This is a genomic window from Mesorhizobium sp. M0761, from assembly GCF_040320205.1.
Classification (GTDB): domain Bacteria; phylum Pseudomonadota; class Alphaproteobacteria; order Rhizobiales; family Rhizobiaceae; genus Mesorhizobium.
This window is the reverse complement of record NZ_JAMYPF010000013.1, coordinates 93,557-109,266: the sequence shown is the minus strand read 5'-3', so window position 1 is coordinate 109,266 and position 15,710 is coordinate 93,557. Positions and strand designations below refer to the sequence as shown.

The 15,710-nt window shown below is 63.5% G+C and carries 14 protein-coding genes; 10 read left to right on the top strand and 4 right to left on the bottom strand.

The annotated features are described in order from the left end of the window. The first annotated feature begins 84 nt into the window (after window positions 1–84). From NKI32_RS21065 to NKI32_RS21050, 4 genes are all read left to right on the top strand, one after another. Window positions 85–1,407 (top strand): NAD(P)H-dependent oxidoreductase, encoded by a 1,323-nt coding sequence (locus NKI32_RS21065; RefSeq protein WP_353003460.1) that lies wholly within the window; start codon window positions 85–87, stop codon window positions 1,405–1,407. 71 nt (window positions 1,408–1,478) lie between these two features. Beyond that, complete coding sequence (locus NKI32_RS21060; protein WP_023704520.1) at window positions 1,479–1,721, top strand: type II toxin-antitoxin system VapB family antitoxin; 243 nt, start codon at window positions 1,479–1,481, stop codon at window positions 1,719–1,721. Beyond that, complete coding sequence (locus NKI32_RS21055; RefSeq protein WP_023689346.1) at window positions 1,721–2,113, top strand: type II toxin-antitoxin system VapC family toxin; 393 nt, start codon at window positions 1,721–1,723, stop codon at window positions 2,111–2,113. Before NKI32_RS21060 ends, NKI32_RS21055 begins: the two co-directional genes overlap by 1 nt. A gap of 263 nt (window positions 2,114–2,376) precedes the next feature. Beyond that, entirely contained in the window at window positions 2,377–3,276 is a 900-nt protein-coding gene (locus NKI32_RS21050) for an MBL fold metallo-hydrolase (protein ID WP_353003500.1), read from the top strand. Window positions 3,277–3,343: 67 nt separating this feature from the next. Here NKI32_RS21050 and proC read toward each other — a convergent pair whose 3' ends face one another. The 3 genes from proC to NKI32_RS21035 form a co-directional block, all read right to left on the bottom strand. After that, window positions 3,344–4,159: a pyrroline-5-carboxylate reductase gene (gene proC, locus NKI32_RS21045; protein WP_023727777.1), complete on the bottom strand. Its 816-nt coding sequence runs from the start codon at window positions 4,157–4,159 to the stop codon at window positions 3,344–3,346. A gap of 87 nt (window positions 4,160–4,246) precedes the next feature. Next, window positions 4,247–5,566 carry an O-antigen ligase family protein gene (locus NKI32_RS21040; protein WP_353003457.1) on the bottom strand — a complete coding sequence of 440 codons (1,320 nt, stop codon included), beginning with the start codon at window positions 5,564–5,566 and terminating at the stop codon, window positions 4,247–4,249. After that, entirely contained in the window at window positions 5,535–6,533 is a 999-nt protein-coding gene (locus tag NKI32_RS21035) for a glycosyltransferase family 2 protein (RefSeq protein ID WP_352446451.1), read from the bottom strand. The genes NKI32_RS21040 and NKI32_RS21035 overlap by 32 nt, the downstream gene beginning before the upstream one ends. Window positions 6,534–6,705: 172 nt before the next feature. Between NKI32_RS21035 and NKI32_RS21030 the strand changes: the two genes are divergently transcribed. The 3 genes from NKI32_RS21030 to NKI32_RS21020 are packed head-to-tail and all read left to right on the top strand — an operon-like array spanning window position 6,706 to window position 9,589. Next, the gene (locus NKI32_RS21030) at window positions 6,706–7,878 is read left to right on the top strand and encodes a glycosyltransferase (protein ID WP_023669297.1); all 1,173 of its coding nucleotides are present in this window, start codon (window positions 6,706–6,708) and stop codon (window positions 7,876–7,878) included. Beyond that, complete coding sequence (locus NKI32_RS21025; RefSeq protein WP_023669298.1) at window positions 7,875–8,669, top strand: WecB/TagA/CpsF family glycosyltransferase; 795 nt, start codon at window positions 7,875–7,877, stop codon at window positions 8,667–8,669. Before NKI32_RS21030 ends, NKI32_RS21025 begins: the two co-directional genes overlap by 4 nt. After that, the gene (locus NKI32_RS21020) at window positions 8,666–9,589 is read left to right on the top strand and encodes a DUF6492 family protein (protein WP_023704513.1); all 924 of its coding nucleotides are present in this window, start codon (window positions 8,666–8,668) and stop codon (window positions 9,587–9,589) included. The genes NKI32_RS21025 and NKI32_RS21020 overlap by 4 nt, the downstream gene beginning before the upstream one ends. Here NKI32_RS21020 and NKI32_RS21015 read toward each other — a convergent pair. Beyond that, window positions 9,586–10,881, bottom strand: a complete 1,296-nt coding sequence (locus NKI32_RS21015) for a lipopolysaccharide biosynthesis protein (RefSeq protein WP_023681896.1) — start codon at window positions 10,879–10,881, stop codon at window positions 9,586–9,588. The two genes, NKI32_RS21020 and NKI32_RS21015, sit on opposite strands and share 4 nt — an antisense overlap. 198 nt (window positions 10,882–11,079) lie before the next feature. Here NKI32_RS21015 and NKI32_RS21010 point away from each other — a divergent pair, with 198 nt between their 5' ends. The 3 genes from NKI32_RS21010 (at window position 11,080) to NKI32_RS21000 (ending at window position 15,648) form a co-directional block, all read left to right on the top strand. Continuing rightward, entirely contained in the window at window positions 11,080–13,377 is a 2,298-nt protein-coding gene (locus NKI32_RS21010; protein WP_353003455.1) for a GumC family protein, read from the top strand. A gap of 355 nt (window positions 13,378–13,732) precedes the next feature. Beyond that, entirely contained in the window at window positions 13,733–14,632 is a 900-nt protein-coding gene (gene folD, locus NKI32_RS21005) for a bifunctional methylenetetrahydrofolate dehydrogenase/methenyltetrahydrofolate cyclohydrolase FolD (RefSeq protein WP_023669302.1), read from the top strand. A 17-nt stretch (window positions 14,633–14,649) separates the two neighbouring features. Beyond that, window positions 14,650–15,648 (top strand): GlxA family transcriptional regulator, encoded by a 999-nt coding sequence (locus NKI32_RS21000; protein WP_032888631.1) that lies wholly within the window; start codon window positions 14,650–14,652, stop codon window positions 15,646–15,648. The last annotated feature ends 62 nt before the right edge of the window (window positions 15,649–15,710 follow it).

Below are 15,710 nucleotides of genomic sequence, written 5' to 3'. Positions count from 1 at the left end.
GCCGCCGTCCGCTGGTTTCGTTGGCAAAGCGGGGCCGTTCCCTGCTATTCCCGCCTGCAATCAAGAAGCCGTGGACACGCTTGCATGACCAATGTCGCCCTGACCGGACTGGCCCGCGATCTCGCCAGGCGCGCCGCCGAGGGCCGCCCGGTGCGCATCGGCGTCATCGGCTCCGGCGAAATGGGCACCGACCTGGTCACGCAAGGCATGCTGATGCCCGGTATCGAGATCTGCGCCATCTCGACGCGGCGTCCGCACACGGCGCGCGACGCCATCCGCATCGCCTATGGCGACGAGGCGATGGCGGTCGAGGCCGACATGGGTTCGAAAGTCACCGCGGCGATCGAGGCCGGGAAAATCGCCATCACCTCGAACGAGATGCTGGTCACCAATCCGCTGATCGACGTCGTGATCGACGCCACCGGCAAGCCTGGTGTCGCCGCCGATTTCGACTTGAAGGCGATGGAGCACGGCAAGCATCTGGTGATGATGAATGTCGAGGCCGACGTCACGATCGGCTGCTACCTCAAGCAGCAGGCAGACCGGCTCGGCGTCGTCTATTCGGTCGGCGCCGGCGACGAGCCGTCGAGCTGCATGGAGCTGATCGAGTTTGCCTCCGCGCTCGGCTACACCATCGTCTCGGCTGGCAAGGGCAAGAACAACCCGCTCAACCACGATGCCGTTCCGGATGACTATCGCGAGGAAGCCCTTCGCCGCAACATGAACCCGCGCATGCTGGTCGAGTTCGTCGACGGCTCGAAAACCATGGTCGAGATGTGCGCCATCGCCAACGCCACCGGGCTGGTGCCCGATGTGCCGGGCATGCACGGGCCTAAGGCCGACCGCGACCAGCTGGCCAAGGTGCTGATACCGCGCGCCGATGGCGGCATCCTGTCGAAGAAGGGTGTTGTCGACTACACGATCGGCAAGGGTGTGGCGCCGGGCGTCTTCGTCATCGTCGAGGCGACGCATCCACGCATCGTCGAGCGCATGGACGATCTGCATATCGGCCACGGCCCCTATTACAGCTTCTTCCGGCCCTACCATCTGACCTCGCTGGAAGTGCCGCTGACGGCAGCGCGTATCATGCTCTACGGCCGCCCCGACATGGTGCCGCTGCCGAAGCCGGTGGCCGAGGTCTGCGCGGTCGCCAAGCGCGATCTCGCCATGGGCGAGACCTTCGATGCCATCGGCGAGACTTGCTACCGCTCATGGACCATGACCGTCGAAGAGGCGCGCGCCAATCGCGCAGTGCCGGTCGGCCTGCTCGAAGGCGGCAAGGTGCTGAAACCGGTGAGGAAGGGCGAACTGCTCACCGCCGACAATGCTACGCCCGACCGCACGACGAGGCTGTTCGCTTTGCGGAAGCTGCAGGATGATATGCTCTACGGGGCTGAGATGGCATGAACAGGCCAGATCTCTGGCTTTGTCATGACAAGATCACTATATTGTAGTGACAGCGAACGGAGGCTTCCAGAATGAATCTCCAAATCAGAGACCCGCGCGCCCGTGACCTCGCCCGGCAGCTTGCCGAAAAGCGAAAGATTTCCTTGACCGAAGCGGTGATCGAAGCGCTCGAATCCGAACTTCAGCGCGAACGTGAACAGGTTCCGCTGGCTGAGCGGCTGGCCGCCATATCGAACGATCTGAAGGCCAAGGCGGGAAGCGGCGGCAGGGATTTGACTAAGGATGAGATCGACGAGATGTGGGGACATTCCTGATGTTCATCGACACCTCGGTGGTGATCGCTGTCCTCGCCGGAGAGGAAGACGCCGCCGATTGGAGCCGCCGGATCGGGCAGGCCTCGGTACGGATCACATCTCCGCTGGTCGTGCTCGAAGCGGCGATGCGGCTTTCATCGAAGTTGGTGGTGGAGCCGCTCTTCGCCGAAAAGGCGATAGAGGACTTCCTGCGTGAGGCCGAGATCGAGGTGGTTCCGATCGAAATCGGTGATGCCAAGCTCGCGATCCAGGCTTTTTCGACCTATGGCAAAGGTCGCGGCCACCCGGCTCAGCTCAATCTCGCTGACTGCCTGTCATATGCCTCGGCAAAAAGCTGTGGGATGCCCTTGCTCTACAAAGGGAAAGACTTTTCCCACACCGATCTGGCCTGATCCTACTCCCCCAGTTCTACGATTCGGCCAGCAGCTTCGTCAGCCGGTCCCGCCCAGCAGGCCAAATGCTGCCGCGCTCTCGCCATGGGGCTGTTGACCTGCTCGCGCATGATCATTGCGCTCGTGCTGACGACGCAGACCATCGGCTGCCATTGTATGATCGATTCATACAGTCTGTCTTTTTGATCCGGGTTTTTCAAACGATGCCGAGATGCCAATCTCGATCAGCTGAACCCCCATTGAGGATTGAAATCTTGCAAACCATTTGGACAAGACGCGAGACGATGAAAACCCTTCTGGCAACGGGCATGGTTGCCATGCTTCAGCCTCTGGCTTTTGCAGCCAGGGCCGCCGCCAAGCTGGAATGGACCTATTTTCAGGCTGACGAGAATGGTTTCCGCCGCACGCCGGTGCTGCTGACCGGGGAAAAAGAAGCCATCCTCCTCGACGGCGGATTTACCCTGTCCGATGGCCGTGCGGTCGCGGATGCGAGCAAGGCGACGGGCAAGACCCTGACGACGATCTATGTCAGTTGCAGCGACCCTGACTATTATTTTGGCCTGCGTCCCGTCGCGGATGCTTTCCCCGGCGCCAAGATCATCGCGGCCGCTGCGACGGTGGCGGCCATCAAAGCCAATGTGCAAGCCAAGCTGGATGTCTGGGGCCCGCAGCTCAAGGACAATGGACCGAAGGTCCTGGCGGATGTCGTCATTCCCGAGGCATCCGATATCACCTCACTTGAAGTCGAAGGAAACAAGATCGAGATCGTCACCGTCGCCGATCTGAAAGACCGCCGCTATCTCTGGGTGCCCAGCCTTGAAGCGGTGTTCGGCGGCGTGCTGATCTCGTCCGGCGTACATGTCTGGGTTGCCGACGAGCCAACCGTAGACGACCGCAAGAAATGGATTGCCGCGCTCAACGAAATCGCGTCCCGCAAACCCAACATCGTGGTGCCGTCCCATCAGGTAGCCGGTGCACCGGACGGTCTGGCGGCCGTGGAATTCACCCGCGCCTACCTCGAAGCTTTCAATAAGGAAGCCGAAAAAGCGAAATCCAGCGTCGAGCTGATTGCAGCGATGAAGCGGCGCTATCCTGATCTTCTTGACGTCTCGTCGCTGGAACTGGGAGCAAAGGTCGCCAAGGGTGAAATGAAGTGGGGCTGATACGGTTGGCCCGGGGCTAAGGCAGGAGCACACGGGCCACCTACAGCCCTGACGTATCGCGAACGGTTTACTTCCCCAATTCCACCGACCGCAGCCGTGCCGCTTCGACTGCTTCGGTCAGCAGCTTCGTCAGCCGGTCTTCGCCCATCAGCACGGCAAGGGCGGCTGCCGTGGTTCCGTTGGGGCTGGTCACCTGCTGGCGCAGGACGCCGGGCTTCTCGCCGCTTTCGGCAGCGAGTGCAGCAGCGCCATAGACGGTCTGCATGGCAAGCAGCCTGGCGGTCTCGGTCGGCAGCCCGGCCTTCTCGGCTGCAACCGTAAGCGCCTCGATGAAATGGAAGATGTAGGCCGGACCGGACCCCGAAACCGCCGTCACCGCGTCCATCAGGCCTTCGTCGTCGATCGTCGTCACCACACCGCTCGCCGACAGCAGCTCGGCAACGAAACGCCTGATGTCGTCGGTCACCAGCGGGTTGGAATAGACCACCATCATGCCCTTGCCGATCGCGGCCGGCGTGTTGGGCATGCAGCGGATGACAGGCGCGAGATGGCCGAGTATGTGCTCGAAGGTGGCGACCGGCGTGCCCGCGGCGATGCTGACGAAGGTGGTCCTGCCGTCGCCGAAGCGCTTGTAGGCGGCGGTGACGTCGCGGATCACCTGCGGCTTGACGGCGATGACGACGAGGTCGGGCTCTGCGTCGGCGGGGATCCCGTTCGCGTCCGCGGCGACACTGCAACCGAGGTGCTCGGCGCGCTTGCGCAATTCGGCATTGGGCTCGACCACGAACACGGCTTGCGGGGCAAGCTTGCCGGATTTCAGCCAGCCCGCAAGCATGGCGTAACCCATATTGCCGCAACCGGCGAGAACAAGCCTGATCGTCATTGAGAGCCCTCCGAGACAAGGGTTCTCCTTAGACGCTAGCGGGCAGACGGGAAAGCCCCTCAAGGGGTGCTGGATCAGGCCAGCCGGTCAAGGTCGCCGGCGCACCGCGATCGGCCGCAGCGACACTTGCCGCAGGCCAAGCGCGCCGAGCACGAAGAACAGCCAGACCGGGTCGCCGCGGTGGAAGAAGAAGCTTTCGAGGAAAGCGTTCAGCGCCGTGAACAGCACCACCATCATGAAGAAGTCACCGAGATAGATGTTCTCCTTGCGCGGCGGGATGCGCATGTAGTCGCGCAGCGGCGCGATCAGGAAATTGTAGACGGCAACGCACAGCGCCGGGATGCCCATCAGCACCGCAATGTCGAGATAGCCGTCATGGCCATGCACGATGGTCCGGATGTCCCAGGCCCGGTCGAAGGGCTGGTCCTGGCTCAGCAGCAGCGGCGTGCCCCAGAAGCTTTCATAGCCGTAGCCGGTCCAGGGCTTCTTCGCCAGCATCTCGCCGGAGAACTCCCACAGCGTCGTGCGCCCGGTATAGGTGAGGTCGGGGAAATAGATGGCCGCCAGTTCCTTCACCGGCGGGATGAAGACGATGCCTAAGGTGCCGATGGCCGTCGCAATGATCGCCAGTGCAAACAGGACCGGCGTGCCGAACCGCATGCCGATCAGGCCCGGCAGCACGACGATCAGGATCGAGAACGGCACCAGGCCGGCCGTCGTCTTGGATCCGGTGTGCAGCATGAAGATCATCGCCGCGCCGAAGATCGCCACGCCCCAGAATTTCTGGCCGCGCCGGAAGAGATAGAGGCCGGCGAAGCTGAAGCAGGCCATGATTGGTCCGGCAATGTTCTTGTGGGCGAACACACCACGCCACAGGCCGGCATGTTCGGGCTCCTGCGAATCGGCCGTATGCAGGGCCTCATGCGGAAAGACGATGAGGCCGATATAGGACAGGCCGATAACGACGATCGCGCAGAATATGATGACTTTCGAAAAACTGTCGGCATCGCGCGGCAGCACCAGGACCGTCGCTATCGTCAGAACGCCAAGCAGCGTGAAGAAGGCCGCGCGCATGGCCGAGGACGGGTCGGTCGCGTTGATGACCGAAAGCATGAAAAAGCCGAGCATCAGAATCCAGGACGGGCTGAGCAGCGAGCGCACCACCTTGGGGTCGGCGAACGTCAGCAGTGAGAAGATCGAAATGGCGCCGAGCGAACTGAAGCCGAGCTGGTTGACGATGTCGCCGCCGTCGCCGGTCAGTTCCGCGCCTGCCGGCTGAAACGGCCGGAACGACACGATGACGACGGCAAACAACAGCGCGGCAATCGCCGTCGCCACACTGTTGCGGGTGACGATGCCGCCCAGCAGCAGCTCGTCAGTTCTTCTCAGGCTGCCTGTATTGCTCATTGGCGTATCCGAATTCGGCAAGCACGCGGCCGAGCGAGACATAGACGGGGTAAAGCGCCGTCGACAGCGATCCTGTCCGCGCCAATTTGATTGCGCCGCGCACGGGCGAGGCTATCAGCAGCGCCAGGCTTTTTGCAAACACCTTGGCGCCGGCGAATGGCATGCCGGCGCGCTTCTTCTTTTCGACCAGCGTCGAGATTACACCGTTGCGTAAGGATCGGGCGCGGATCCAGTCAGCCTCGACGCGCCGGGCTGGAACGCCTTCGCGCACCTTTGCCTCGGCGCACCAGCCAAGCACGAAACCTTTCTGCGCCGAGCGGCTGAGGAAGTCGGAATCGCCGCCGCCCATGAAGTTGAACCGCAGGTCGAGGAAGGGTGGCCCCATGATGGTGAGCACATTGCGCCCGACCAGAAGGTTGCCAGAGGAATAGAGTGCGGCCACGCGCCCGGTCTGGCGATAGGGCGGCGCAAACACCGGGTGCTCGGCCCATTTGGCGTGAGCAGGATCGGTAAACACCGGCACCTGCGGGCCACCGACAATGTCGGCGCCAAGCGTCTCCGCCGTCCTGCACATGCGCTCCAGCCAGTCCGCGTCGGCGATCTCGTCATCGTCGATGACCAGCAGGTGGCGGAAATCCGGAAAATGCAGGATCGCCGTCTGCCAGCCAGCATTGTAGGCACTGCAATTGCCCCGCTCATGCGCGATGATGACCATGCCCTTCATATCGTCGCGTTCGAACAGCGGCACGGCCGCCTGGGCGCCCTCACGCGCCTCGGCCTCGTTTTCGATGACGATGACGGCGAAGCGCCGGCTGGTTTGCTGTGCCTTGAGCGACGCCAGCGTTTCGAGCAGCAGTTGCGGCCGCTTGAAGGTCGGCAGCGTGACGACGGCTTCCATCGTCTCTGCGGCGAGCCCCGGAGAGCGTCCCGCAATCGATACCGAACCGTCCGATGGCAAAGGGATCATCCGCTCCAGCCGCATGTTTTGAATCTGGCTTTCGATAACACCGCGACGATAACGTTTCGTTAATCACCTTTCGCAGCGGCGCCTGCCGGTCCGCGCCTTTCAGCCATTGCGTTGCGTGATTTAATCAAGGGTTCACCCAGCTTTGCTAGTGGCTGACGCCTGGATAGGTGAGATGCATCTGCTGTTCGCCACATCGATCGTGCCCGACGGCGCTCTCGCTTCGGGCTATGAGATCGCCAATGCTGCGATCATCGCCGCCTTGCGGCGCGCCGGCGTGCGCGTCACCGTCATCGGCTTCATCTGGCCGGGCAAGGCGCCCAGCGACCCCGAAAACACCATCGTGCTCGGCGCCGTCGACGTGCGCACGGAAAGCGCCTCGGCGCGGCAGAAGCTCGCCTGGCTTGGCAAGGCGGTGCTGTCAGGGCTCACCTTCGCTTCCGTGAAGCTGCGCGCGGTTTCCGACAGCGAAGTCCGTGCCGCGATCGAGCGCGCCGGTCCCTTCGACGGCTATGTCCTGAATTCGGTGCAGTTCGCCGGCGCCTTTGAAAAACTGTTCGCCGACCGTCCCTCGATTTTCGTCGCCCACAATGTCGAACATGGTTCGGCCAAAGAGAATGCGGCAGCAGCAAACAGTCGCTTCCAGCGCCTGCTGTTTGCCCGCGAGGCCAGGCTGCTCAAGACCATGGAGGAGCGGCTCTGCCGCCGGGCTCGCTTCGTCTTCACGCTGGCCGAGGAAGACCGCGCCGCACTCGGCGTTGCCAGCGACGACCGCTCGGCGGTGCTGCCGCTGGTGACCACAGCCACGGCGCCAAAGCCGGTCAAGCCGCGCCGCATCGATTGCGACGCGGCGCTGATCGGCACTTGGACCTGGCAGCCGAACCGCATCGGCCTCGACTGGTTCCTGGAAAAAGTCGTGCCGCATCTTCGCCGGAGCTTTCGCATCAGGGTCGCCGGCAACATGCCGTCGGATATCACCTCTGCCCATCCCGGTGTCGAATTTGTCGGCCGCGTGTCCGACGCCCAGAATTTCGTGCGCGGCGCCGCCGTCATTCCACTGATCAGCACCGCGGGCAGCGGCGTTCAGCTCAAGACCATCGAAACCTTCGAGCTCGGCCTGCCGTCGGTCGCCACCAGCCGTTCGCTGCGCGGCATCGATCATCGCCCGGCAAATTGCTTCGTCACCGACGATCCGGCCGCCTTCGCCGGCGCGCTGGAGGCAGCGGCGGCCGATGTCAAGGATGTCGATGGCAGCGCCTTTCACCGCCGGCAGATCAAGGCACTGGATGCCGCCATCAGGCTCGGCCTGGAAAAGCTCGGGTCGGTGGGGGAGGAGGTGTTTGCATGAACATGCACACCGCCCGCGCCGCCTTCGGGCTCGATACGCTGAAGACGATCCTTGGCATTTCGGTCCTTGCCATCGGCTGGGATGACGCGATCGCGCTGCTCGCTCGTCTGATTGCCGAGCGGCGCTTCACCAAGGTCAGTTTTCTCAACGCTCACAACGCCAACATCGCCTCTACCGATCCGGTCTTTGCCGAGGCGCTCGACGATTTCCTCATCCTGCCTGACGGCGTTGGCGTCGATCTGGCGGCAAAGCTGCTCTACGGCGCGCCGTTCCCGGACAATCTCAACGGCACTGATCTCATTCCGGCCTTTCTGCAGGCATCGGCGAGGCCGCTGACCGTCGGGTTGCTTGGCGCCACCCGCGCCAACGCCGAGGCGGCGTCGGTCAGGCTAGCCGCTCTGGCGGTGCAGCACGAATTCGTCGTCATCCATGACGGCTATTTCTCCCCCGCCGAAGAGCAGGCGATCGTCGATCGCATCGAGGCATTGCGGCCCGACGTGCTGCTTGTGGCCATGGGCGTGCCGCGCCAGGAATTGTGGATCGCCCGTCATATCGATGCCCGCCACTGCACGCTGCCGATCGCCGTCGGCGCGCTGCTCGATTTTCTCTCCGGCACGGTGCCGCGGGCGCCTCTGTGGATGCGCCAGCTGAGGCTCGAATGGTTGTTCCGTCTGTGCATCGAGCCCGGCCGGCTGTGGCGCCGCTACGTCGTCGGCAATCCGGTGTTCCTGCTGCGTGTCGTCAGGCAGAAATTCTCGCGTCGGCCCGAGCCCGCCGGAGAGTTGCGGTGAACAGCCGCGTCGTGCCGAGCCCTGCAGCCGAGACCGGTGCCCTGCCGCAAACGCCGACGGCGGCGGTGGTGACCGCCAGTTATGCGCCGGATTTCGAACGCTGCCGCCTGTTGTGCGAGACCCTCGACCGCCATGTCTCCGGCGTGGCGCATCATTACATTCTGGTCGAGCACCGCGACGTGGCGCTGTTTCGCCAGTTGGAAAACGACCGCCGCAGCGTTGTCGACGAGCGCGACCTGCTGCCGCGCTGGCTGCGTGTGTTCGACGATCCGATGAGCCTCTTTCGCCGTCGCATCTGGCTCAGTTTCAAGACCCAGCCGCTGCGCGGCTGGCATGTGCAGCAGCTGCGCCGCATCGCCATCGCTGCGCATGCTGGAGAAGACGTGCTGGTCTTCTGCGATTCCGACGTCGCCTTCCTCAAGCCATTCGATCTGAGCGCCTTCTGGCGCGACGGCAAGGTGCGGCTGTTCCGGCGCGACGGCGTGCTGTCGAGCGACGGTCACGACGAGCATCGCATCTGGTCGCGCAATGCGGCCTCGGCGATTGGTATCGATGCATCCGAGGTTTCGAACCACGACTATATTTCGACGCTGATCGCCTGGCGCCGTCAGACCGTGACGGCGATGTGCGCCGAGATCGAGAAGGTGCACGCGCGCGGCTGGGTCGAGGTCATCGCTTCAGTGCGCCGGTTCTCCGAATGCATGATCTATGGCCGCTATGTCGACGATGTGCTGGGGGGCGCCGGCCATTTCCACGGCTCGGAGGAATTCTGCCGCGTGCATTGGACCGGGGAGGCGCTGTCGGATGACGAATTCCGCAGCTTCGTCGCCGCTATGGCACCGGGGCAGGTGGCGATCGGCATGCAATCCTTCATCGGCACCGATATCGGCCGCATCCGCCGCCTGATCGGATTGGCTTAGATTGCCTTGGCGGGCTTGCGCAGCGCCGAATAGGTCAGCAGCGCCGAGGCGAGATAGAGCAGCAGGAAGACGACATTGAGCGATACGACAAGCCTGGGCGTGTCGGCAATCGTGGTCAGCACATAGGTCAACAGCACCGCCTTCAGCCCCGCCAGCAGGCCGAGGTTGAGCGCCCTGAGCGCGGTCTGGCCGCGCGCGAACAGCAGCTCGGCCTGGTATTCGACCAGGTTGCGCAGTCCCGGCACGCCGATTGCCAATGCCACCAAGGGCGCCGCCTCGGCGACATTCCGGCCAAGTGCATTGGGGAAGAAATGCAGCACGATGCCGAGTGCGGCCAGCGCCAATGTCGATACCAGGAACACGCCGGCTTCGATACCGCTCTTGACCCGCAGTCGCGACAACAGCTCCGGCGACCGCATCATCTTCTGCACCAACATCATCGAGAAGGTGCGGATCGGTATTGCCGTTAGGTCGACCAGCCGCATGATGATGGCATAGATACCGGCCAGATGCGGCCCGCCGATCGCCAGCACGAGCAGCTTGTCGAATTCCGACTGCAGGTAGAACAGCACTTCGGCTCCTGCAACATAGATCGAATCGGCAAGCCGCCTGAGATAGAGCTCGGTGCGCAGCCTCAGCCGCTGGCGTGGATAATAGAAGCCGAAGGCCAGCAGCAGCGAGGCGGCGTTGGCGCCGATGTAGAACAATGACCAGATCCAGACGCTGTGCTGCCCCGACAGCATGAACAGCACGGCGCCCAGCGCACGGAACGCCGTGGTCACGATCGACAGCACCGCGGCGCGGCCGAATTTGCCGAGCCCGTTGTTGACGATCAGCACCACCTCGACCGGCCGCCACAAAAGCGCTTCGGCAAAGACGATTGCGGCAAAGACGGCCAGAGGCACGGTGCTGGCGAAGAAGATCAGGTAGACGCCCCACGAGGCGGCCGCCAGCAGCGGCAAGGACACGGCGCCAAGCAAAAGGAAGCCGGCGGTGAAGGTGCCGATCAGATTGGGGCGGATGGTGGCTGTGCGGTAAAGCGCCGAGATGAAGCCGAAGGCGAGGATGCGCGACAGCATGACGCCGGCCGCCGAGGCGGTGGCGAACATGCCGAACTCGGCAATCGACAGCGTGTTGGCAAGTGCAATGAAATAGGCGAGCGAGAACACCAGCCGCCCGCCGGCGCCGCTGATCGCTGAAAGATAGTCGCGAACCAGCCCCCGTCTTTCGGCAAGGAAGGTGCCGATGCGGGCGAGTGTCCGCCTTTGCGGTATGTCGCTGGCCTGCGTCATATCGAGGAAAGCCGTAAGCCGGAAAGCTTAACGTGCGGTTCTGACGCCATTTTACAGATCCCGGCAATGCGTGGCGAAGCGAGAAACTTTCACTTGCAGACTTCGGAAATTAACCTTTTGTTTCCCATGCCTGTTTAGCGTGACTTAACGATTGGCCGACCGCCGCTCCCGCGCCGTCGAAGGTAAAGTTTCGAGACAATGGTCGACAGGGAAAACCGTGAAGACTGGAGGCGCGAGCGCTCCCTCCTGGCGCTCGGCAAAGCCGTGCGCGGCGATGAGGCGGCGGATGCGTCGGCGGTCTCCATCGGTGACCGGGCCGATCCGTCATGGCGCGAGGATGCCGCCACGCGTCACCGCATAGCCCGCTCGCAACGCGAGGCGCGGTCGAATCCGGCGCCAACGTCACCGCCCGAGCCGCCGCAGTTCCAGGCCGACGGCGAACCCGTTTCGGCCGCCAGCGCGCGTGAGGAGCCTGTTTCCGGCCGGCGTCAGGAGCCTCGCTCCCGCGCGGCCTATGAGCCCCGCTCTTTCCACGAGCAGCAACCGGACCGCGACGACGATGACGGGCAGGAATGGAAACCGCTGATCGATCCGCTCCAGGTCGTCCGCGGCATTAGTCGTTCCAAGTTGCTGATCGTCTCGACGACGATATTGGGGACGGTGCTCGGCGTCGCCGTCGCCGTTTCGACACCGAAGAAATACGAAGCCACCACACAGATGGTCATCGAGCCAGGCGACCTGAAGCTTTCCGACAACGATCTCACCCAACCGGTCGGGCAGCCCGATGCGGCGCTGGCTGTTGTCGAAACCCGCATCAAGATGGTGACATCCGGCAAGGTCCTCGACAAGGTCGTGGCCGATCTCAATCTCGTCGACGATCCGGAATTCAACGGACAGGGCTCTGGCGGCCTTGGCGTCCTGTCGCTCATTCGCTCGATACTGTCGCGCCAGGATGGCCCTGGCGGCGGCGGTGAAGTGCGCCGCCAGGCACTGGCGGTCGGCAATCTGGCCAAGAGCCTGTCGGTTGAGCGCAGCGGCAAGAGCTTTGTCGTTTCCATCAGCGCCACCACTCAAAGCGCCGACAAATCGGCGGAGATAGCCAATAGGACCAGGGACGTTTTCCAGCAGGAGGCGGCCCAATACCAGTTCGGGATGGCCGGGCGCGCGACGGACCAGCTGACGGCCAAGCTCGATGACCTGCGCAAGAATGTCGAGACAGCGGAGCGCAAGGTCGAGGATTTCAGGGCCACGCATGATCTCGTCGACGCGCAGGGCCATCTGATCAGCGACGACCAGATGCTGAAGCTCAACGAGCAGCTCTCAGTCACCCGGGCCCGTACGCTGGAACTCAATGCCCGGGCCGCGTCGGCGCGTTCGCTGGACGTCAATTCGGTCATCAACGGCACGTTGCCGGAAGAAATCAATTCCAACACGATGAGCGAACTGCGCGCGCAATATGCAGCTTTGAAGCAGGAGGCCGACCGCGCCGCCGTGCGTCTGGGACCGCGTCATCCCGAATACCAGGCGCTTAGTGCCCAGCTCGGCGGCTCGCGCGAGCGCATCGCAGGCGAACTGCGCCGCATCGCCTCGTCGCTACAGGTCGATTTGAAGCGCTCGGTCCAGCTCGAGCAGGATCTCGCTTCCCGCCTGGCTCAGGCAAAGGTCCAGAGCGGCGACGTCAACAGCGATCTGGTCAGCCTGCGCGAACTGGAGCGCGATGCCACCGCCAAACGCTCCGTCTACGAACAGTACCTTCTGCGCGCCAAGGAGACCGGCGAACAGCAAAACATCAACACCACCAACATCAATCTGATGACCCCCGCGCAACCGCCGCTCGAACCCAACGGACCGTCGCGGGCTGTAATAGCGCTGGCCGGCCTGCTGCTCGGGCTTGCTTCGGGCATCGGTGTCGGCGCCATGCGCGGCGCCTTTGCCAGCCTGCGCGGCGCTGCCAATTCGCGTTCGCGCGGCAGAATGGACGAGCGCCGCCCTCCGGTCGAGGACAAGGTCTATCGCGCGCCGCTGCCTGTGGCGCCGCCACCGGCAGCACCTCCGGTGTTGCCGACCGCGGCCGTTCCCGCCCGGAGCCCAGGTCTGTTCGACGGACTGTTCTCGGCGATGCGCAAAGCCGCGCCGGGTAGCGGGACGTCAGGCGAACCTGTCGAGACCTACCGCGCCCAACCAGCCGCCGAATATACAAGGCCGGTGCAGGAGCCTGTGGGCTATCGCCAGCCGGACTTCCGGAACGAGGTTCCGCACGCCAAATCCCCTGCGCAGCAGCCTGGCTACGCGCAGCCTCGTCAGCCGGCTGACTATGCCTATTCGCAGGCTCAGCCGATGCCCGTGGCGTCCGGGCCGTGGTCTTCTCCGCAGCCCGCTGGGGCGGCGCCGGAAGACCAGCAGGCGCAAATCGACGATATCCGCGCCAGCCTGCGCGAATTTCGCGAAGCGGTGCGCGAACTCACCGAAAGCCGTTCGCACCGCCGCTATTTCTGAGCAATTCCAGGAAAAGTGTGAAACGGTTTTCCCGGGAAAAGCGCGTAGCGCGCTTTCCCTTGGGAATTGCGTCAAAACAAGAAATAGAGCGGTTCAGCCTTTCCGTGAAAGGATGAGTCGCTCTGAGCCCGTCAGCACAGAATAAAAGCTGCCGGTTTCGAGTTTACGGCATGTGACGGCGCTTTGACGGGATTGCTTAGGCCAAATTTCGTGACAATGCCGCGCAGCATGGCGCCCAAAAAACGCTGCCGTCGGGCTTTACCCGAATGGGCGGAACGTTTGGAACAACGACATGCACGAAGCAACGTTCAAGGCGCGCGCCGCGCCTTGGCTGGAATGATGTCGAGGATGGTTCATGGCCGAAGTGATTGACGGAAAGATCGTCGCCGCAGACGTGGTTCAGAAGGTCAAGGCCTTGACCGAGGACCTGGTCGCCAAGGGAAAGGCCCAGCCCGGCTTGGCGGTGGTCATCGTCGGCGAGGATCCGGCAAGCCAGGTCTATGTCGCGTCGAAGTCGCGCACCGCCAAGGAATGCGGCTTTCATTCGCTGCAGCACACACTGCCGGCCGACACGTCCGAAGCGGCACTGCTGAAGATCATCGGCGAACTCAACGCCGATCCGGCCATCAACGGCATTCTGGTGCAGCTGCCGCTTCCCGCCCATATCGATGCCGGCAAGATCATCCAGGCCATCGCGCCACAAAAGGATGTCGACGGCTTTCATTTCATCAATGTCGGCAAGCTCGGCACCGGCGAACTCGAAACAGCCTTCGTGCCCTGCACGCCGGCTGGCTCCATGCTTTTGATCGAACGCGTGCGCGGCAAGGATCTTTCCGGCCTCAACGCGGTCGTCGTCGGCCGCTCCAACATCGTCGGCAAGCCGATGGCAAATCTGTTGCTTGCCGCCAACTGCACCGTCACCATTGCCCACAGCCGCACCAAGGATCTGCCGGCGCTGGCCCGCACAGCCGACATTCTGGTTGCCGCCGTCGGCCGGCCCGAAATGATCAAGGGCGACTGGGTCAAACCCGGCGCCACCGTGATCGATGTCGGGATTAACCGCATTGCCGCACCCGAGAAAGGCGAAGGCAAAACCCGCCTCGTCGGCGATGTAGCCTATGCCGAAGCGGCCAAGGCCGCCGGCGCCATCACCCCCGTGCCCGGCGGTGTCGGACCGATGACCATTGCCATGCTGATGGCCAATACGTTAGCCTCAGCCTACCTTGCGGCCGGCTTGAAGCGGCCTTCCTTCTGACCCAGAAAGCAGCTTCTTTGCCGAACCTTACTATTCCCTCTGAACGGCCGGTCGTGGATGATCCCGTTCAAGGGGGCCGGCAATTCGCGTTCCTGCTGGTCGACAAGTTTTCGATGTTTTCGTTGGCAGCGGCGATCGATACCTTCCGCTCGGCCAACCGCCTGCTCGGCCGCGATTTCTATGGCTGGACGACGGTCTCGGCCGACGGCGATCCCGTCATGGCCTCCAACGGCCTGCCGCTCAAGATCGACTATGCCGTCGCCGATTTGCCGCCGGTCGATATCCTGTTCGTGTCGGTGGGCCTGTCGGTCGAGTTCCCCGGCAAGAGCAAGGTGCTGGCGGCGCTGCGCAGCTGGGGCCGGCGCGGCAATGCGCTGGGCGCGCTGTCGGTGGGCTCTTACCTCCTGGCCGAAGCCGGTCAGCTCGAAGGTTATCGCTGCACCATCCATTGGGAAAACCGCGCCGGCTTCGTCGAGCGCTTTCCCGACATCAATTGCACCGGCAACGTCTTCGAGATCGACCGCAAGCGCTACACATGCGCCGGCGGCACCACCTCGATCGACCTGATGCTGGAGATCGTGCGTGGCGACTTCGGCTCGAACCTCGCCAACGGCGTTGCCAACCAGTTCCAGCATGAGCGCATCCGCTCCGCCGGCGACCGCCAGCGCGTCGGGCCGGAGCGCGACCTGACCGGCAAGTCGGAGAAGCTAAGGCGCATCGTCGAACTGATGGCCGACCATCTCGACGAGCCGCTATCAGCCGTGCAGCTTGCCAAATCGGCGGGCCTGTCGGTGCGCCAGGTCGAGCGCTTGTTCCTGCGCCATTTGAGCGTCACGCCCGGTCGTTACTACATGCGGCTCAGGCTTGAGCGGGCGCGCGAACTGCTGCGCCAGACCAACATGCCGATCCTCGACGTGGCCATTGCCACCGGCTTTACCTCGCACTCCTATTTCGCGCAGAGCTACCGGCTGCAGTTCGGCCGTCCGCCTTCCGAAGAGCGGCGCACCACGTACTGACGCGGTGCTGAGCCGGCCTCGGAACAGGCCTCGGCCGGCGCCGATCCTGTTACACGGCAACC